15 protein-coding genes and 2 pseudogenes are annotated in these 18,132 nt (G+C 65.3%); 12 read left to right on the top strand and 5 right to left on the bottom strand.

Annotated features, from left to right (window positions below; genetic code table 11):
* Positions 1 to 344 precede the first annotated feature (344 nt).
* The 3 genes and pseudogenes from W823_RS53165 to W823_RS53155 all read left to right on the top strand — a co-directional run bounded on the left by W823_RS53165 (position 345) and on the right by W823_RS53155 (position 3,933).
* The gene (locus tag W823_RS53165; protein ID WP_023962405.1) at positions 345 to 1,523 is read left to right on the top strand and encodes an LLM class flavin-dependent oxidoreductase; all 1,179 of its coding nucleotides are present in this window, start codon (positions 345 to 347) and stop codon (positions 1,521 to 1,523) included.
* Between the two features lie 72 nt (positions 1,524 to 1,595).
* Positions 1,596 to 2,714, top strand: a complete 1,119-nt coding sequence (gene sfnG, locus W823_RS53160; RefSeq protein WP_031333391.1) for a dimethylsulfone monooxygenase SfnG — start codon at positions 1,596 to 1,598, stop codon at positions 2,712 to 2,714.
* A pseudogene (locus W823_RS53155) lies at positions 2,708 to 3,933 on the top strand (SfnB family sulfur acquisition oxidoreductase). Before sfnG ends, W823_RS53155 begins: the two are co-directional and overlap by 7 nt.
* 22 nt (positions 3,934 to 3,955) lie before the next feature.
* On the opposite strand, the gene W823_RS53150 reads toward W823_RS53155, so the two are convergent.
* On the bottom strand, positions 3,956 to 4,918 hold the full coding sequence (locus W823_RS53150; protein WP_031333389.1) for a YihY/virulence factor BrkB family protein: 963 nt from the start codon (positions 4,916 to 4,918) through the stop codon (positions 3,956 to 3,958).
* Positions 4,919 to 4,987: 69 nt separating this feature from the next.
* Positions 4,988 to 5,791 (bottom strand): DUF72 domain-containing protein, encoded by an 804-nt coding sequence (locus W823_RS53145; RefSeq protein ID WP_023962399.1) that lies wholly within the window; start codon positions 5,789 to 5,791, stop codon positions 4,988 to 4,990.
* A gap of 123 nt (positions 5,792 to 5,914) precedes the next feature.
* Between W823_RS53145 and W823_RS53140 the strand changes: the two genes are divergently transcribed.
* Positions 5,915 to 6,955: a sigma-70 family RNA polymerase sigma factor gene (locus W823_RS53140; RefSeq protein WP_023962397.1), complete on the top strand. Its 1,041-nt coding sequence runs from the start codon at positions 5,915 to 5,917 to the stop codon at positions 6,953 to 6,955.
* A 13-nt stretch (positions 6,956 to 6,968) separates the two neighbouring features.
* On the opposite strand, the gene W823_RS53135 is transcribed toward W823_RS53140, so the two are convergent.
* A complete protein-coding gene (locus W823_RS53135) occupies positions 6,969 to 7,373 on the bottom strand; it encodes a VOC family protein (protein WP_031333386.1) in 405 nt (134 codons plus the stop codon).
* A gap of 161 nt (positions 7,374 to 7,534) precedes the next feature.
* Between W823_RS53135 and W823_RS53130 the strand changes: the two genes are divergently transcribed.
* Entirely contained in the window at positions 7,535 to 8,770 is a 1,236-nt protein-coding gene (locus tag W823_RS53130; RefSeq protein WP_023962393.1) for a sensor histidine kinase, read from the top strand.
* Positions 8,767 to 9,441: a response regulator transcription factor gene (locus tag W823_RS53125; protein ID WP_023962391.1), complete on the top strand. Its 675-nt coding sequence runs from the start codon at positions 8,767 to 8,769 to the stop codon at positions 9,439 to 9,441. Before W823_RS53130 ends, W823_RS53125 begins: the two co-directional genes overlap by 4 nt.
* 109 nt (positions 9,442 to 9,550) lie before the next feature.
* Here W823_RS53125 and W823_RS53120 read toward each other — a convergent pair whose 3' ends face one another.
* Positions 9,551 to 10,168: a TetR/AcrR family transcriptional regulator gene (locus W823_RS53120; protein ID WP_235189667.1), complete on the bottom strand. Its 618-nt coding sequence runs from the start codon at positions 10,166 to 10,168 to the stop codon at positions 9,551 to 9,553.
* A gap of 219 nt (positions 10,169 to 10,387) precedes the next feature.
* Between W823_RS53120 and W823_RS53115 the strand changes: the two genes are divergently transcribed.
* The 6 genes and pseudogenes from W823_RS53115 (at position 10,388) to W823_RS59145 (ending at position 17,235) form a co-directional block, all read left to right on the top strand.
* The gene (locus W823_RS53115; RefSeq protein ID WP_031333382.1) at positions 10,388 to 11,950 is read left to right on the top strand and encodes an amino acid permease; all 1,563 of its coding nucleotides are present in this window, start codon (positions 10,388 to 10,390) and stop codon (positions 11,948 to 11,950) included.
* A 43-nt stretch (positions 11,951 to 11,993) separates the two neighbouring features.
* Complete coding sequence (locus W823_RS53110) at positions 11,994 to 12,854, top strand: urea amidolyase associated protein UAAP1 (RefSeq protein ID WP_023962385.1); 861 nt, start codon at positions 11,994 to 11,996, stop codon at positions 12,852 to 12,854.
* 58 nt (positions 12,855 to 12,912) lie between these two features.
* On the top strand, positions 12,913 to 13,572 hold the full coding sequence (locus W823_RS53105; RefSeq protein WP_023962383.1) for an urea amidolyase associated protein UAAP2: 660 nt from the start codon (positions 12,913 to 12,915) through the stop codon (positions 13,570 to 13,572).
* Positions 13,573 to 13,575: 3 nt separating this feature from the next.
* Complete coding sequence (locus W823_RS53100; RefSeq protein ID WP_023962381.1) at positions 13,576 to 15,579, top strand: 5-oxoprolinase/urea amidolyase family protein; 2,004 nt, start codon at positions 13,576 to 13,578, stop codon at positions 15,577 to 15,579.
* A pseudogene (locus W823_RS59150) lies at positions 15,576 to 16,918 on the top strand (amidase family protein). Before W823_RS53100 ends, W823_RS59150 begins: the two are co-directional and overlap by 4 nt.
* A complete protein-coding gene (locus W823_RS59145; RefSeq protein ID WP_235189665.1) occupies positions 16,888 to 17,235 on the top strand; it encodes a hypothetical protein in 348 nt (115 codons plus the stop codon). Before W823_RS59150 ends, W823_RS59145 begins: the two are co-directional and overlap by 31 nt.
* Here the strand turns inward: W823_RS59145 and W823_RS53090 are convergent.
* The gene (locus tag W823_RS53090) at positions 17,232 to 18,107 is read right to left on the bottom strand and encodes a TIGR03621 family F420-dependent LLM class oxidoreductase (RefSeq protein WP_023962373.1); all 876 of its coding nucleotides are present in this window, start codon (positions 18,105 to 18,107) and stop codon (positions 17,232 to 17,234) included. The genes W823_RS59145 and W823_RS53090 overlap by 4 nt on opposite strands.
* Positions 18,108 to 18,132 lie beyond the last annotated feature (25 nt).

Here is an 18,132-nt window from a genome sequence, read left to right as displayed (position 1 = left end):
GACACGAGCGAAAGGCAGACGACATCCCAGCGCGGTGGTCACATAGGTGACCTCCGGGATGTGGTGGCCGTTGCTCGTCATGAAGGTCAAAGTAGCAGCGGCGACGACACCTGTCCAACGGACCGGGGTCGTGGACGTGACGATCTGAGCGCAGGTCGACACCGCGCTCACCGGCGAGAATAGCCCCGCCGCGGCAGCGACCGCCGACTTGGAATCACACCGATCCGAACCCTGGGATCGCCGCGTCGACGCCGCCCACACTGTGTTCGAAACTCCGGGCTTTTGGCGTCGTCGACCACGGGTCGATCCAGACGAACCGCCCGACAAACAGAAAGGCGTCCTCCGTGTCCCTGCATTTCCACTGGTTCCTGCCGACGTATGGCGACTCACGGAATCTGATGGCGGGTGGTCACGGTTCTGACATGTCCGGAGATCGGCCCGCTGATCTGCGTTATCTCAATCAGCTCGCCGGTGCCGCCGAGGTCAATGGATTCGAAGCCGTCCTCACGCCCACCGGCTTGTGGTGCGAGGACGCGTGGTTGTCCACCGCGATGCTGCTGGAGACAACCGACACCCTCAAGTTCCTCGTCGCCCTGCGACCGGGGCTGACCAGCCCCACCCTGTCGGCACAGATGTCGGCGACCTACCAGTGGCAGTCGAAGGGACGACTCCTGCTCAACGTGGTCACCGGAGGTGAATCGTCGGAACAGCGCGCATTCGGCGACTTCCTGTCCAAGGAGGCCCGGTACGAGCGTTGCGGCGAGTACCTCGACATCATCCGGCAGTTGTGGACCACCGACGGCCCGGTGGACTTCACGGGCAAGCATCTGCGGGTCGAAGGCGCTCACCTGGCCCGTAAGCCCGACCCGCTTCCGCCCGTGTTCTTCGGGGGTTCCTCCCCGGCAGCGGGAACCGTCGCGTCCAAGTACGCCGACACCTATCTGACCTGGGGTGAGAAACCCGACGCCGTCGCGGAGAAGCTCAACTGGATCCGCGGGCTCGCCGCAGACGAGGGTCGTGAACTGTCCTACGGAATCCGGCTGCACGTGATCTCGCGGGACACGGCGGAACAGGCCTGGGCCGAAGCCGACCGGCTTCTCGGTGCACTCGACCCTCAGGTGGTCGCCGGAGCCCAGCAGAACCTCGCCCGCTCGGAATCAGAAGGGCAACGGCGCATGCTCGAACTGCACGGCGGAGGCACCGCGTTCAGCAGCGGTACCGATGCCCGTTCGCTGGAGATCTACCCGAACCTCTGGACAGGCGTCGGGCTCGTTCGAGGCGGAGCCGGCACGGCGCTGGTCGGCTCGCACGACGAGGTGGCCGACCGCATCGCGGAGTACGCGGCTCTGGGTCTCGATCACTTCATCCTGTCCGGCTACCCCCACGTGGAAGAGGCCTACCACTTCGGAGAGGGCGTGCGCCCGAGGCTCGTCCGGCGCGGCCTGCTCAGTGCCGATGACCGCGTGTCCGAGCCTGTCCGGGGAGCCTTCCTGCCGTCGTTGTCGCCGGCAGGCGCGTCCTGACGGGCTGCGTCTTCACCCAACCGCCTTCACCCAAGCCGATTGTCCCCTCCCGCAAAATCATTGGAGCAAACCGTGAGCACCGAGAGCATCGCCGATCAGATCAAGTTCGCCTACTGGGTCCCCAACGTCAGTGGCGGCCTGGTGACCAGTGACATCGAGCAGCGAACGAGCTGGGACTTCGAGTACAACAAGAAGCTCGCACAGACCGCCGAGAACAACGGCTTCGAGTACGCACTGTCGCAGGTGCGGTACATGGCGTCCTACGGTGCCGAGTTCCAGCACGAATCAACAGCTTTCAGCCTTGCGCTGTTGGGGGCCACCGAGAAGCTCAAGGTCATCGCAGCCATCCATCCCGGCCTGTGGCATCCGGCGGTGCTGGCCAAGTTCGGGGCCACCGCCGACCACCTGTCGGGCGGCCGGTTCGCCATCAACGTCGTGTCGGGATGGTTCGCCGGAGAGTTCAAGGCGCTGGGTGAGCCCTGGCTCGAGCACGACGAGCGCTACCGGAGAAGTGCCGAGTTCCTTGAGGTCATCCGAAAGATCTGGACCGAGGACAATGTCGACTACGGTGGCGACTTCTACCGGATCCGTGACTTCACCCTCAAGCCCAAGCCGCTCAACACACCCGAGCGCCCCAATCCCGAACTGTTCCAGGGAGGTAACTCCACCGCGGCCCGCAGCAATGGCGGACGCTTCGCCGACTGGTACTTCTCCAACGGCAAGGACTTCGATGGTGTCACCGAGCAGGTCGACGACCTGCGTGCGGTCGCCAGGGCGCACGACCGCGAGGTGAAGTTCGGGCTGAACGGGTTCATCATCGCCCGCGACACCGAGGCCGAGGCCCGGGACACCCTCCGGGAGATCATCGAGAAGGCCAATCGTCCTGCAGTCGAGGGGTTCCGGGATTCGGTGCAGCAGGCCGGCGCGTCCACCTCGGACGGCAAGGGCATGTGGGCCGAGTCGAGCTTCGAGGACCTCGTGCAGTACAACGACGGGTTCAAGACCAAGCTGATCGGCACGCCGGAACAGGTCGCCGAGCGGATCGTCGCCTACAAACGACTCGGCGTCGACCTGGTCCTCGGCGGGTTCCTGCACTTCCAGGAAGAGATCGAATACTTCGGTGCGAAGGTGCTGCCGCTGGTTCGTGAACTCGAAGCGGCCGACGCGGAAGCCGGCGTCGGCGCATCGTGAGCACCGCGATCGCCTCTCGCATCGACACTGCCGAGCAGGCACTGTCGGTGGCTCACGACCTGGCAGCACATTTCGCCACCGGGGCGGTGGCGCGCGATCGCGACCGCAAACTGCCCTATCGCGAGATCGATCAGCTGTCGGCCAGCGGACTGCTGGCGATCACGGTTCCGAGCCGTTTCGGTGGTGCAGATCTGCCGCCGAGCATCGTCGCCGAGGTCGTCCGCATCCTTGCAACAGCCGATCCCAACATCGCGCAGATCCCGCACAGCCACTTCGTGTATCTGAATCTGCTTCGTCTTGCCGCTGATCCACCACAACAGCGCGATCTCTTCGAGGCGGTATTGGGCGGAAGCCGGATCGCGAACGCGCAGTCCGAGCGGGGCGGCAAGACCGTCGCCGACATCACCACCACGGTCAGAGCGGACCGCGGCGTACTCCGTCTGGACGGCTCGAAGTACTACTGCACCGGATCGCTGTACGCCCATACCCTCGCGGTGCTGGCACGGCTCGACGACCCCGACCACAAGACGGGGCTCGAGGAAGGCGAGTACGTGGCGTTCATCCCCGCCGACGCAGCCGGTGTCCGCATCGTCGATGACTGGAACGGACTCGGCCAGCGCACCACGGCAGCGGCACCATCACGTTCGAAGGAGTGTCCCTGCGCCGCGACCAGTTGGTCGCCCGGGCTCGCGCGGTGGGCGCCCCCGCCGGGTACGGCGCGTTCGCCCAGCTGCTGCACGTGGCGATCGACGCCGGCATCGCTCGCGGAGCGCTTTCTGCTGCAACAGATTTTGTCCGCAGCCGCAGTCGCCCCTGGTTCGAGGCAGGTGTCGATCGCGCCATCGACGACCCGTTGGTGATTCAACGCGTCGGCGAGTTGGCCGTGGAGGTGATCTCCGCCGAGGCAACCCTGAAGAGCGCCGGCGAGGCGGTGGACGCCACGTTCGAGGCTGAGTCCGACGCGACAGCAGAGCGAGCCGCCGCCGCTTCGATTGCGGTGGCGACAGCGAAGATTGTTGCCGACCGGGCCTCCAACGAGGTGTCGAGCGCACTCTTCGAGGTGTCGGGAACGCGAAGCGCCGCAGCAGATCTCGGCCTGGATCACTTCTGGCGCAACGCGCGTACGCACACATTGCACGACCCGGTGCGGTGGAAGTACCAGCACATCGGTCGTTCGTTGCTGCACGACACACCACCACCGCTGCACGGGGTCATCTGACGCCAGAAGCGCCGAACGGGTCTCAGGTGTCGTCGTCCTTGCGGAACGTGACATCGACGTGTTCGAAACCCTTGGCTCGCTGGGCCTTTGCCTGACGGGTGTATGTTTTGCGGTCACCGTGGGTGAGGTCCACGGCGTCGGTGAACGGGGTCAGCAACGCCCTCGGGTAGAGGTGATGCACTCTCACCACGTTGATCTCCGCGGTGAACACCACGGCGATGGAGGTGAGATAGAAGAACGCGAGAAGGCCCAGAACCACGGCGAACACACTGTTGGTGGTGCTCGCGTTCTTCACCACCTGGGTGACGTACACCGTTCCGAATGTCTGCAACAGCTGCCAGACGATCGCCATCGCGACCGCGCCCGGCAACACATCGCGATAGCTCACGTCGTTGCTGGTACTGAGGCGGTAGGCAATGGTGAACACCGCCGAGTTGATGACCACTGCCAGAAGGCCGATGGTCACCCCCTCCAAGGCCCCCAGGGGCCCGGGTAATCCGGCGAAGGTGGACAACACAGCGGTACCCACCAAGGTCATCGCCAGCACGGTCAGCAGGAGCAGGCTGCGGAACCGGGAGAAGATCGGGTTGGGCCGGTTGTTACGCGGCACCTGCCACACGGTGTTCATCGCGTTCTGGGCCGCCTGGCCGACACCCGAGGCGCCGTACAGGGCGCCGAGGATGCCGATCACGATTCCTGCTGTGCCACCGCTGAGTTCCTGCGGTTCGCCGAGCTGCGGGCCGATCACCGGGAATTGGCCGAGCGCCGAATCGAGTACCTTCGCCTGCCACTCGGGATTGTCGTCGAGCACTATGCCGACGCCGGTGGTCAAGAGCAGCAACAAGGGGAACAATGCGAGAAACGCGTAGTACGTCATGAGAACGGCGAGATATCCGCCCTGATCGTCCGCGTATTTGTAGATCACGGCGATGCCGAAACCCAACACGGGGTGCCGCCTCTGCAGCTTGTCCAAACGCTCGATCATCATGCACCCCAGTCGTTGCCTGGCGCGCCATCGCTTGTTGAGCGCAGCGACAACGCTACCCGAGCCAGGTCACTGCAAGCGGTCGAGCAGCCCTTTCGCGTCGTACGGTGCCCTGACCTTTGCGTCGTTGTCGAAGTAGACGAACACATCGCGGTCCACTGCACGCGCCCGGAATCGCTCGGCCCACGAATCGAGTGCCTCGTCGGTGTAGCCGCTGGTGTAGAGCTCGGTGTCGCCGTGCAGACGGGCGTAAACGAAGTCGGATGTCACCTCGTCGATCACGGGGAACTTGCCCGCCGAGTCGGCGAGCACCAGCGCCATGTCGAGCTCGCGCAACAGGTCGGGCAGGTCGGGTGTCATGAAACTCGGATGCCGCACCTCGAGGGCGTGACGAATCGGCCGCTCCGCATCGGTTGTGGTCCAGGCCCGGTCGGCGATGCGGTCACTGTGTCCCGTGGAGAGTTCGGCTGCTTGGGTGGTGGTTCGCGGCAGCAGATGCGCGAACGCCGTGAGTGCCTCGGCGTCGAACGGCAGATTGGGCGGCAGTTGCCACAGGATCGGCCCCAGTTTGGGTCCGAGTGCCAGTACGCCCGACGCGAAGAAGGTGGCCAGCGGCTGGTCCACGTCGACGAGCCGCTTCATATGGGTGACAAAGCGCGGGCCCTTCACCGAGAAAAGGAAGTCGTCGGGCGTCTGCTCCGCCCACTTCAGGTAGCTGGTCGGCCGCTGCAGAGAATAGAAGGACCCGTTGAGTTCGACCGAGTTCAGAACCCGGGAGATGTACTCGAGTTCGCGGCGTTGGGCCAGGCCCTCCGGATAGAAGGTTCTTCGCCATGGCGGATACACCCACCCCGAGGTGCCGACTCGAATCATTCCCCAACCTCTACACGAGCGGCGGCCATCGCTCGACCGGACACCCGAAAACCGCCCAACCTGGCGCAATCCATCACGAGAGAACCCTGGTTGTTGTCAGACCGCTCCCGTAACCTTTTCCCCATGACTATCGAGGCCGCGGTAGATTCTGACTTCCTTGAAGTCACCGAACCGTACCGACGTGAACTGCTCGCACATTGCTATCGGATGATGGGTTCACATCACGACGCAGAGGACCTTCTCCAGGAGACATTCATCCGCGCCTGGCGTGGTTACGACCGGTTCGACGGTCGCGCTTCGGTGCGTACGTGGCTCTACAAGATCGCCACCAACACCTGCCTCACCGCTCTCGGGTCCAAGCAGCGCCGGCCGCTGCCCTCGGGACTCGGCGGCGAGTCGTCGGATCCTCAGGGCGCTCTCCTCGAGGACCACGAGGTGCCATGGCTCGAGCCGTTTGCCGGGTCGGACGAGACGTTGTCCGAGACCGCGGACCCCGCCGCCGTCGTCGGTTCCCGTGAATCCATCCGGTTGGCGTTCATCGCTGCACTCCAGCATCTCCCCGAGCGCCAGCGCGCGATCCTGATCCTGCGTGATGTACTCCAGTGGCGTGCTGCCGAGGTCGCCGAGACGCTGGGACTGACCACCGCAACGGTGAACAGTCTCCTCCAGCGCGCCCGAGCCCAGCTCAAAGAGGTTGCGCCGGAGCGTGATTCTGTGGTCGAACCCGGGGACGCCGCCCAGCGAGAACTCTTGCAGAAGTGGGTCGCCGCCTTCGAGGCGTACGACATCGACGCCATCGTGGCGTTGTTCACCGACAAGGCCATCTGGGAGATGCCGCCCTTCACCGGTTGGTACCAGGGCCCGGAGGTCATCGGTACGCTCATCGGTTCCAACTGCCCGGCCACCGCAGCGGGCGACATGGTGCTGCTGCCGGCGGTGGCCAACGGACAGCCCGCGTTCGGGCTGTACATGCTCGACGCCGACGGCGTGCACAGGCCCTTCCAATTGCAGGTCCTGGACATCACCGCCGACGGCGTCGGTCATGTGGTGGCTTTCTTCTCCGACACCATGGAGGCCGACTTCGCCCGGTTCGGACTACCTGCCGTGCCTCCCGGCCCGTCGGCCTCGGAGAAAGAACCGGTTCAGCCAGAGATGCCGAGCTAGCCAGAATGCCGTCCTAACCCGATATGGCGGACTGATCCATCCAGGTGACCTCCCAGACGTGGCCGTCGAGGTCGAGGAAGCTACGGCCGTACATGAACCCGTGATCCTGCGCGTCCATCCACTTGGAGCCACCGATCTCCAGTGCCTTGTCGACGAGTGTGTCCACGGCCTCACGGGACTCGGCGGAGATGGCGATCAGCACCTCACGTTCTTTGCTGGTGTCGGCGATGCCTCCGGTGATGAAGTCCTGGAACCGGGCGGGTGTCATCAGCATGGCGACGGTGAGTTCGTTGATCACCAGGCACAGGGTGTTCTCGTCGCTGAACGTCTCGTTGAACTCGAATCCGAGCTCTCCGAAGAACTTGCGTGTCGCGGGGATGTCGGCGGCGGTTGTGTTGAGGAACAGCATGCGAGACATGATGATGACTCCGATCCAGGGTTGTTTTGTGCATCAAGCGGACACCACAACAGACATCGCCCGCAACCAAAACTCATCGCCCGCCGAAGTTCCGCCTTTTGCCTGATGCCCCGGGGTCGTCTCGACGCGCATGATCAGGCGATGCGAACCGGTGGGCTGCTGTGACAGATGGATGGGATGATCTGACGGCTCGGGGCGCGTGGATGCCCGGGGCCGTGCGCGCCGAACTGGAGACCGATCCCCACCCGTTGATCGGCCGGCGGAGCAAACGCGACATCGCGATCGACGTACTGATGATCCTGCTGGCCGCCGCGATCGGGGTCGTTGCCATCAGCCCACGTCTGGACGACATCTCCGGCATGATCGTCGTCGACATTGCGGTCGGGGTGGCGGGTTGCGTGGCCATGGTGTGGCGGCGCCGATGGCCGCTGGCTCTGGCGATCGTCGCGACGGTTGCCTCCGGATTCACCTCGGCCATCGGCGGGGTCGCTCTGCTGGCGGTGTTCTCGCTCGCCGTCCACAAGCCGATGCGTTACGCGGTCTCGGTGGCCCTGGCCAGCTTTGTTGCGGCTATGACAAACCGCTGGCTGTACCCGGAAGGGCAGGAGTCGCTGCTCGCCGTGCTCGTGTTCTGGGCACTGATGGCCGCGGTGGCGGTCGGGTGGGGAACCATGGTCCGCAACCGCCGGCAACTGCTGATCTCACTGGCCGAGCGTGCGCGAACCGTCGAAGCCGAGCAACGCGAGCGGATCGCCAATGCGCGGGCCACCGAACGCGAACGGCTCGCACGCGAGATGCACGACGTGCTCGCGCACCGGATGAGCCTGCTGTCCGTGCATGCCGGCGCGCTCGAGTTCAGGCCCGACGCACCACCGGAAGACATCCGCCGGGCGGCCGGGGTGATCCGCGCCGGCGTCCATCAGATGCTGGTCGACCTGCGTGACGTGATCGCCATGCTGCGTGAGGACTCCGAGGATTTTGCTCAGCCCACCCGATCGCTGAGCACGTTGCCCACCCTGTTCGGCGAAGCCGAGGAGGCGGGCAGTCAGATCCGCGCGACCATCGACATCTGCGACCTCGACGACGTCCCGGGTGTGGTCAGCCGGGCCGCCTATCGAATTGTTCAGGAGGGCTTGACCAATGCGCGTAAACACGCGGGTGCTGTTCCGGTGACCGTGCACATCAGCGGCGGACCCGGAGATGGGCTGAGTGTGAGAATCCACCAACCACTGTCGATGGCTGCCAATTCGGCCATCGAACCGATCCCGGGGGCCAAGTCGGGTCTGGTCGGCATCAATGAGCGGGTCACGCTCGCCGGCGGCGAGTTGTCGTATGGCGTCGTGGAGCGCAACTTCGTGCTGACCGCTCGCCTGCCATGGGAAGCGGGCAGCCTGTGACCACCGAGGCCCCATCCCCCATCCGCCTGCTACTCGTGGACGACGAGTGGCTGGTGCGTGCGGGTCTGCGGACGATGCTGTCGGGGCAGCCGGACATCGACATCGTCGGCGAAGCCGCCGACGGATCCACGGTATCGGCGCTTGCACAGCAGACCGGCGCCAACGTGGTGCTGATGGACATCCGGATGCCGAAGGTCAACGGGCTCGAGGCTACCATCGCGTTGCGTTCGATGTCCGAGCCGCCACAGGTGATCATGTTGACCACCTTCGACACCGACGACCTGGTGTTGCGTTCGTTGCAAGCCGGCGCCAGCGGCTTCCTCCTCAAGGACACCCCACCCGCCGACCTCATCGCATCTCTGCGCAAAGTTGTTGCGGGCGAACCGATCTTGTCGCCGTCGATCACCCGCAAGTTGATCGTGCGCTTCACCGACCCCGGCGATCGCCGCACGAAAGCAACAGAACAGTTCGATCTGCTGACCGCCGGCGAGCAGCGCGTGGCCATCGCGGTCGCGCGCGGGATGTCGAACGCCGCGATCGCCGAAGAGTTGTTCGTGTCCATCGCCACGGTCAAGAGTCACATCTCGCACATCCTGGAGAAGCTGACGTTCAACAACAGGGTGCAGATCGCACTCCTGGTTCACGACGCATTGCCGGGTGAGGTGCTCTGAACTCGACGTCGCGCGTTCGACCGTCCACAGACACAGGCATTTCGTCTCGGCGCAGGCGTTGCAACTCCTGCGCCTGGATACAGAACCTGCGAATTCGTCGCTGCGGCAACTACTTCAAGAGCAGTGCGATGGTGTCGACCAAGAGGTCGACCATCTCGTGCAGGGAGTCGGCGCCGAGCGCGCCGGCCATCTCATCGGAACGCATGCTGATCACCGACTCGACGAGCCGAAACGGCAGGTGGCGGCGCGGATCGTCGGGGTCACCGAGCACCTCCCCCGCCAGCGCTGCGTAGATGCGCGCCAGATCTGTTCTCGCCTGGCGGAATTCGGCGAAGCGCTCGGTGCGCAGTTCCGGCAGGAGATACAGGGCGCCGAGGTTCCACCTCGAACCTGCGAGCTGAGCGGCGTCGAATCTGGCAAGCGACTGCAGCCGTTCGAGCGCCGGCTCGCCGACGGCCTCTCGTAGCTGCTGCGCCGTGACCAGCGCCCGCGCCACGGTGTTCTGCAGCAACGCCTCGAGGATGTCGTCCTTGGTCTTGAAGTGGTGGTAGAGCGACGCCTGCCGGATGCCGACCGCCTCTGCGATCATCCGAGTGGACGTGCCGGAGTATCCGCGAGAGGTGAAGAGTTCTCCGGCGGCGTCGAGGATCTCGTCCCGTGCGGTATCCCCACGGCGACGCTGCTCCACCAACCTCGGGCGACCTGGCCCTGCCGAAACCGAACTCACACAGAGCACCTTACTGTCAGACGCCGCAGCGGATCCGTCGTCGCCGCGCGGCTCGGATGACAAACGGACCTGACCTGGCCAGTGCGCATTCGGAAACACAGTTGTTGCACTCATTTGCCTCGGGGTAACAAACCTGTCACTCGACAGAAATAGCGAACGGTTTATCTATCACCTGACAGATAAACCGGGCTCATGGGCCCACTACCAGGAAGATCTCCCATGACCGCAACTGCGCAACCACCTTCGGCACCAGTGAGCGGCGGCGTCACCAAGAACGGCGACTCCGACGATCTCTCCGCGTTCGGTTACACCCAGCAGCTCCATCGTTCGCTGGGAACATTCGCGTCCTTTGCGGCGGGATTTTCCTTTGTCTCCATCCTGACGACCATCTTCCAGCTCTTCGGACTCGGGTTCTCGTTCGGCGGTCCGGCATTCTTCTGGACATGGCCCGCGGTTTACGTCGGTCAACTCCTGGTAGCGCTCTGCTTCGCCGAGATCGCCGCTCGCTTCCCCATCTCGGGGGCCATCTACCAATGGTCGCGCCGGATGGGCGGCGAGGTGATCGGCTGGTTCGGCGGCTGGTTCATGATCCTCGCCCAGATCGTCACCGCCTCGGCGGCAGCGATTGCGCTGCAGGTGGTGATGCCGTCCATCTGGACCGGCTTCCAGCTCATCGGCTCCGACCCTGCCCTCACCAGCACCAGCGGCGCGTCCAACGCTGTACTGCTCGGCTCGATCCTGCTGGTGATCACCACCATCATCAACTGCATCGGCGTCAACTGGATGAGCCGAGTCAACAGCATCGGTGTCACGTGCGAGATCGTCGGTGTCATCGCCGTGATCTTGGCTCTGTTCACCCATGCCGAGCGCGGCCCCGACGTGGTGTTCGACACCGGCATTCCCGGCGAACAGCCCGGGTATGTCTGGGCTTTCATCGTCTCCGGTTTGATGGCCGCCTACGTGATGGTCGGCTTCGGATCCGCAGGCGAGCTCGCCGAGGAGACCAAGAACCCGCGACGCGTCGCACCGCGGACCATCCGCTTGGCGTTGACCGTGTCGGCCATCGGCGGTGGGCTCATGCTGCTCGGCGCCCTGATGGCAGCACCGAGCCTCGGTGAAGAACTGGCCGTCGGCGGCCTGCCTTACGTCCTCGACTCCGTGCTCGGATCGTTCTGGGGCAAGGTCCTGCTGTGCGACGTCGTGGTGGCGATCTTCATCTGCACCCTGGCAATTCAGACCGCATGCTCCCGGCTGATGTTCTCGATGGCCCGCGACGACCGGCTTCCCGGATCCCGGATCCTCTCGCACGTCAACCCCAGAACCGGCACCCCGATCGCCCCGTCGATCCTGATCGGCGTTCTCTGCATCGGCGTCCTGGTGGTCAACGTGGGCAACTCGGCGATCTTCGCGACCCTCGCCAGCGTCTGCATCATCCTGATCTACCTCGCCTACCTGTCCGTCACGGGACCGATGCTGTGGCGACGCCTCAAGGGTTGGCCGCACGGCACCCCCACCGTCGACGCCGAGGGCAAGAAACTGTTCAGCCTGGGCCGGTTCGGGATTCCCATCAACCTTCTCGCAGTCGTCTACGGGCTCGCCATGGTCGTGAACCTGGCGTGGCCGCGGTCGGAGATCTTCGACCCGGCCGGCGAGATGCCCATCCTCAAATGGGCGGGCCCGATCTGCATCGCGGTGGCCATCCTGCTCGGCATCGCCTGCTTCCCACACGGCAAGAAGCATCCGATGCCCGTGAAGGTCGCCGCACCGGCAGAGCCCATCTGATCCGGCTCTCCGCGCACAGCTCTCACTGAAAAGGAACTCCGTCATGACAACGTCCACCGAGTCGACAACCGGTTCGACCGGCACCACCGCAGGGGCCCGCGAACATGCGCGGGCACAGGCCGCCACCATCACCGACTCCATGCCGGTGGTGCCGGCATCGACGTGGACACCGTTGCCCGACAACGTCGCCGCGCACGACATGACCTGGGCTGAGACGGTTCCCGGTGGGCGCTACACGGTGAAGGTTCTCGCCCGCGGAACACGCCTGCGACTGCGTGATGTGGCCGGCACCGGATGTGCGCACATCATCCTGTGGCGCTCTGATGCACCATGGGAGCGGCTCAATGTCGCCGACACGGTCAAGGTGCCCTGGCAGGCGTACCTCGGCTCCGGTCACCCGCTGCTCAGTGATCAGGGGCGCGCACTCGCGACCATCGTGGCCGACACCTCCGGCCATCACGACGCCCTGTGCGGTACCAGCACCCTCGCCGGCAACCTCGCGAAGTATGGTGCCGGAGCTGTTCATTCGACGTCTCCGGCCGGCCGCGAGATGTTCACGCTGGCGGCGGCGAAGCACGGACTGAACCCCACCGACGTGGTTCCGTCCCTGTCGTTCTTCCACAGCATCGTGGTGGAAGCCGACGGAACACTGACGTCGAAGGGTTCCGCCGGCCGCGACAAGTACGTGGACCTGCTCTTGCATCTCCCCTGCACCGTCGCGATCGTCAACACCGCGCATCCTCTCGACCCGTCCCCCGGTTTCGATGTGGGGCCACTGGAGATCTTGGCGTGGAAGGCACCGGGCGATCTCGACTCCGCGTTGGCATCGCTACTCGACACAGACCCGGAATATCAGCGGGCGGTGCTCAACTCCGAGGACGTGTGGGGCGCGGCCCACTTCTAGAATCCGGCCTCCCGCACCTCGTGAACCCCTTCCGCAAACCCTCCGAAAGGACACCGTGATGACCTCTGCCACAACGGCATCGGCTCGCGACCTCGCCCTCGTCGACGGACAGGTGATCCTAGACCACGAGATCGGCGAACGTGCACCGTGGTCAGGCATCGTCGAAGCCGGCGATGTGCTGACCCTCGTCGATCTGCATGGGAACCAGGCCGTGGACACCCTGTTCTTCGGCGGTGCTGATCACACCATCCGCTACTCCGCCCAGACCACCATCGCCGGCCAGGGCAACATCTTCCTCACCACCGGAACCGTGATCCGCGACCACGATTCGGCGCCGATGATGACCATCGTCGCCGATGAGGTGGGCAACCACGACACGCTCGGCGGTGCGTGCTCGCAGGAGTCGAACACGCTGCGCTACGGCCACCACACCAAACACCAGCACGCCTGCGTGGAGAACTTCCTGATCGGTGGGGCGCCGCATGGTCTGGGCAAGGCCGACATGGTTGGCAACGTCAACTTCTTCATGAATGTGCCGGTGGATCCCGACGGCTCGCTCGGCATCGTCGACGGATTGTCGGCACCAGGACGGCGAGTCGCATTGCGCGCCGAAGCCGACACCCTGGTGCTGATCTCGAACTGCCCCCAGATCAACAACCCCTGCAACGGATTCGACCCCACCTCGGTGCGGGTCATCGTGACACGACCAGAGGCATAACAGATGTCGAGCATCTCGGTACTGCGGGCGGGCCCGCAGAGCACCATTCAGGATTGGCCGGGCCGTATCCGGTACTGGCAGGTGGGTGTACCGCCGTCCGGACCCATGGACGATCTGTCGTTCCGGCTTGCGAACATCGCGGTGGGCAACGCAGAAGGAGCGCCCGGCCTCGAATGCACCCTGCTGGGACCGCAATTAAAGTTCGACGAAGACACCGTTGTCGCGGTCACCGGCGCACCTGTTCCGGTGACGGTGGCCGGCGAGGTGGTACCGCAGTGGTCACCGATCGAGGTCAAAGCGGGTCAGATCCTCGATGTCGGCGCGGCAGGCGGCGTCGGGATGCGGATGTACATCGCCGTTGCGGGCGGGATCGACGCGGAGCTGTACCTGGAGAGTCGCGCGACGTTCACACTCGGGCGATTCGGCGGAAAGGACGGACGTTCTCTGACCGACGGGGACACGCTGGCTCGGGCACAGACGTCAGCGCCTGGGTCCCCTCGCCGGATCCTGATCGACGAGAAGCCTGCGTTGACCAACAACTGGCAACTCGCCGTCACTGTCGGACCACACAGTGCTCCAGAGTTCTTCACCCAAGAAGACATCGAGGATCTGTACAACACCGCCTACGAGGTGCATTTCAACTCCGACCGCACCGGTGTCCGCCTGCTCGGACCGCAGCCACGCTGGGCACGCACCGACGGCGGTGAGGCCGGCCTTCACCCGTCCAACATCCACGACACCGCCTATTCCGTGGGCGCGCTCGACTTCACCGGTGACACCCCGATCCTGCTCGGTCCCGATGGGCCGAGTCTGGGCGGCTTCGTCTGCCCGGTCACCGTCACCACGGCGGACCGCTGGAAGATGGGTCAGCTCAAACCGGGCGACACCGTCCGGTTCGTACCGGTGCGCGTTGCCGAGGTGGCGAGTTCGGCCGCACTGGGAACAGCTCGGCGCTCGAACATGGTCACCGTTCTGTCGTCCGGTACCGATCTCGACGACGGAGTGCTCGGATCCACCCGAACCGCTGACGGCACCACCGAGGTGACCTACCGCCGCAGCGGCGACGACAACGTCCTCGTCGAATACGGCGACATGACACTCGATCTCGCGCTCCGGGCACGGGTCCATGCCCTTGCACAACGGATCGAGGCCGACCGGCCCGCCGGTCTCGTCTCGCTCACACCCGGCATCCGGTCACTTCAGGTCAAGGTCGACGCCACCGTGATGCGGCAATCGGTGCTGCTCGAGTGGCTCATCGAGTGCGAAGCCCAGCTGCCTTCGGCGTCTGAGCTGGTGGTGCCGAGCCGCACGGTGCACATGCCCCTGTCGTGGGACGATCCGGCGACCCGGGAGGCGATCGAGCGGTACATGCTTGGTGTGCGCTCCGACGCGCCCTGGTGCCCGTGGAACATCGAGTTCATCCGGCGGATGAACGGGCTGAAATCCGTCGACGACGTGTACCGCATCGTCTACGACGCCGAGTATCTCGTACTCGGCCTGGGCGATGTGTATCTCGGTGCCCCCGTTGCCGTTCCACTCGATCCGCGACACCGTCTGATCACCACCAAGTACAACCCGGCTCGCACCTGGACCCCGGAGAACGCGGTCGGCATCGGCGGCGCCTACATGTGCATCTACGGCATGGAGGGTCCCGGCGGCTACCAGTTCGTCGGCCGCACCACCCAGGTGTGGAACCATCGGCACCCACTCGAGGCAGCAGGTTTCGAACCCGAGCACCCGTGGCTGTTGCGGTTCTTCGACAAGATCAGCTGGTACCCGGTCAGTGCCGACGAGTTGCTCGACCTACGGGCCGACATGGCCGCTGGCCGAGGACATGTGGAGATCACCGACGGCACGTTCTCACTGGCCGAGCATCAACAGTTCCTCGCCGACAATGCCGACGACATCAAGGTCGAACGGACAGCGATGGAGACGGCGCGCGCCGAGGAGCGCAAGCGCTGGTCCGACGGCGGCGAGTTCGCCACGAAGACAGGGAAAGTCGCGTGACACGCATAGCCGACATCTACGCCCAGATCGCCGCGGCCGATCGGCCGGAGGTGTTCATCACCCTGCGCGATCAGGCGGACGTCGAAAGAGACCACGCTGCCTCCATCGCTGCCGGAGGCGCATTGGCCGGGGTGGTGGTTGCGGTCAAGGACAACGTCGACGTCGCCGGGCTGCCGACGACCGCCGCCTGCCCGGGCTATGAATACCGGCCCGGGCACGACGCCGCGGCGGTCGCCGCCCTTCGGGCTGCCGGAGCGGTGGTCATCGGCAAGACCAACCTCGACCAGTTCGCGACCGGCCTGGTCGGCACGCGCAGCCCCTATGGTGCTGTGCGTGATTCACGTCGCCCCGACCACATATCCGGGGGTTCGAGCTCCGGCTCGGCAGTGGCCGTTGCCTGGGGTTCGCCGACATCGCCATCGGCACCGATACCGCCGGATCGGGACGGGTGCCCGCCGGCCTGCAGGGCATCGTCGGCATCAAGCCCACCATCGGAGTGGTCAGCACCGCGGGTGTTTTGCCGGCCTGTGCCAGCTATGACTGTGTGACCATCCTCGCCGCGGATCTGGACCTCGCCAATCGCGCGATGGGGGTGATGGCCGGAGGTGCTGCGTGGCCGGCGTCAACGCATTTCGCTGCTCCCGACAGTCCGGTGGTCGCCGTGCCGGCCACGCTGCCCGCTCTCGATGCACGGTGGCAGGAGGCCTTCCACACCGCGGTGGAACACGCCGAGAACGCGGGTGTGCGGATCAAACGGATCGATCTGTCGGACTTCCTGGCTGCGGCCAAGCTCTTGTACGAAGGCGCCCTGGTCGCCGAGCGCTATGACGCGGTGGGCGAATTCATCTCCGCGGCATCCCCTTCCGACCTCGTGGACCCGACGGTCGCCGCGATCATCGGCCCGGCCGACCGGTTCAGCGCCACCGACCTGCTGTCGGATCGCCGACGCGTGCAGGCGCTGGGTGAGCGCGCCATGTCGGCGCTCGGCGACGCGACGGCGCTGCTGATCCCGACTGCCCCGATGCATCCGACACTGGCCGAGGTCGAAGCCGATCCCGTCGCGTCAACGCCACGATGGGGACCTACACCAACTTTTGCAATCTGTTCGACCTGTGCGCGGTGTCCGTCCCGGCGGGTGAGGTCACCGAAAGCGACGGATCGACAGCACAATTCGGCGTCACAGTGGTGGGCCGGGCCTACGACGACGCAGTGGTGCTCGACATCGCCGGCCGGATCGGTACCCGATCGCCTGCATCCGGCCGGTCCTGGCCCGAACGGGCGGGCGCCAAGGCCACCGAGGTGTTCGTGGTGGGTGCGCATCTGCGCGGTCAGCCGCTGATGGGTCAGCTCACCGACAAAGGTGCGCGTTGGGCCGGGGACGCCGCGACAGCGGAGGCGTACCGGCTCGTCGCCCTCGATACCGAGCCCGCAAAGCCGGGGCTCGTCCGTGATGAGTTGTCGGGCACATCCATTCGCGGCGAGCTGTGGGCTCTCTCGCCGGCGGCACTCGGAGAGTTCCTCGGCGAACTCCCGTCACCGATGATGCTGGGGCCGGTCCAACTCTCCGACGGTCGCTGGACCGTGGGCTTCGGGTGCGACCACCAGTCGGTGGGCGAGGCCGTGCCACTGACCGCCACCCATTGGCTCGAACGCTAGGGGTTCGCTTCCGCCGGACCTTGGCGCAGTTCTGAGATCACCCGTCCGAACGCGTCCAGATCTGCCGCCGACGGTTCGATCGGCGTCAGGTAGGTGATCCCGAATTGCTCTCGCAGTTGCCGGATGCGGGTGACCACCTCGTCGTGAGACCCGTGCAACGCGTTGGGTTGGCGCAACAGTTCGCCATCGGTGGCATCGCGGTTGTGGTGACGCAACGTGTCGAGGTCCGGCTCTCGGTCGATGGCGAGGTCGAAGATGATCAGATTCAATTCGAGGTCGTCGAACCTCGGACCTGCTTGGCGCCGAATGTATTCCACGCGCTCGGCGAGCGCCTCGTCGTCGGCGAGACCCGCAAGGGCAACGATGTCCGCATGGTGGGCGGCGATCGTCAGCACTCGGTTTCCCGTGCCGGCGACCATGATCGGGGGTGGTGTCTGCACCGGCGGCGGCGTGCGAGCCGGGTCACCGAGGAGTCGTCTCAGTTCGATCACCATGTCGCGCATGTGGTCGACACGTTGCCCGGGCGACCCGAACGGGATACCCGCTGCTACGAACTCCGCCTCGACGTACCCCGCGCCGAGTCCGATCTCCACGCGTCCACCCGTCAACTGGTCGACACCGGCGATGTCGCGGGCGAGCAGAGCCGGCCGATAGAAGCCCGCGTTGAGGACGAAGTTGCCGACCCGAACGGTCGGTGCGGCAGCTGCGGCCGCGACCAACATGGGGAACGGCGCACCCAGTTCGAGATGGTCAGGCAGCAGCACCACGTCCACACCGCACTGTTCGGCGTGCCGCACCTGGGCCAGGAACTCATCGGCCGTCCCTCGGGCCAGGAAGTTCACCCCGAACCGGAAGTCTCGAGAACCGCTCATGACACACCATTAGAGACGATCGACG

The sequence above is a fragment of the Williamsia sp. D3 genome, assembly GCF_000506245.1.
Lineage (GTDB): Bacteria > Actinomycetota > Actinomycetes > Mycobacteriales > Mycobacteriaceae > Williamsia > Williamsia muralis.
The sequence above is the reverse complement of the archived record's forward strand: the minus strand, read 5'-3'. Positions and strand labels throughout refer to the sequence as shown.

Bases quoted from the DNA above. Each gene is read 5' to 3' on its own strand.
- W823_RS53090 (WP_023962373.1), bottom strand. From the start codon at position 18,107: ATGAGCGGTTCTCGAGACTTCCGGTTCGGGGTGAACTTCCTGGCCCGA.
- W823_RS53145 (WP_023962399.1), bottom strand. From the start codon at position 5,791: ATGATTCGAGTCGGCACCTCGGGGTGGGTGTATCCGCCATGGCGAAGA.
- W823_RS53140 (WP_023962397.1), top strand. From the start codon at position 5,915: ATGACTATCGAGGCCGCGGTAGATTCTGACTTCCTTGAAGTCACCGAA.
- W823_RS53110 (WP_023962385.1), top strand. From the start codon at position 11,994: ATGACAACGTCCACCGAGTCGACAACCGGTTCGACCGGCACCACCGCA.
- W823_RS53115 (WP_031333382.1), top strand. From the start codon at position 10,388: ATGACCGCAACTGCGCAACCACCTTCGGCACCAGTGAGCGGCGGCGTC.
- W823_RS53150 (WP_031333389.1), bottom strand. From the start codon at position 4,918: ATGATCGAGCGTTTGGACAAGCTGCAGAGGCGGCACCCCGTGTTGGGT.
- W823_RS53135 (WP_031333386.1), bottom strand. From the start codon at position 7,373: ATGTCTCGCATGCTGTTCCTCAACACAACCGCCGCCGACATCCCCGCG.
- W823_RS53100 (WP_023962381.1), top strand. From the start codon at position 13,576: ATGTCGAGCATCTCGGTACTGCGGGCGGGCCCGCAGAGCACCATTCAG.
- W823_RS53105 (WP_023962383.1), top strand. From the start codon at position 12,913: ATGACCTCTGCCACAACGGCATCGGCTCGCGACCTCGCCCTCGTCGAC.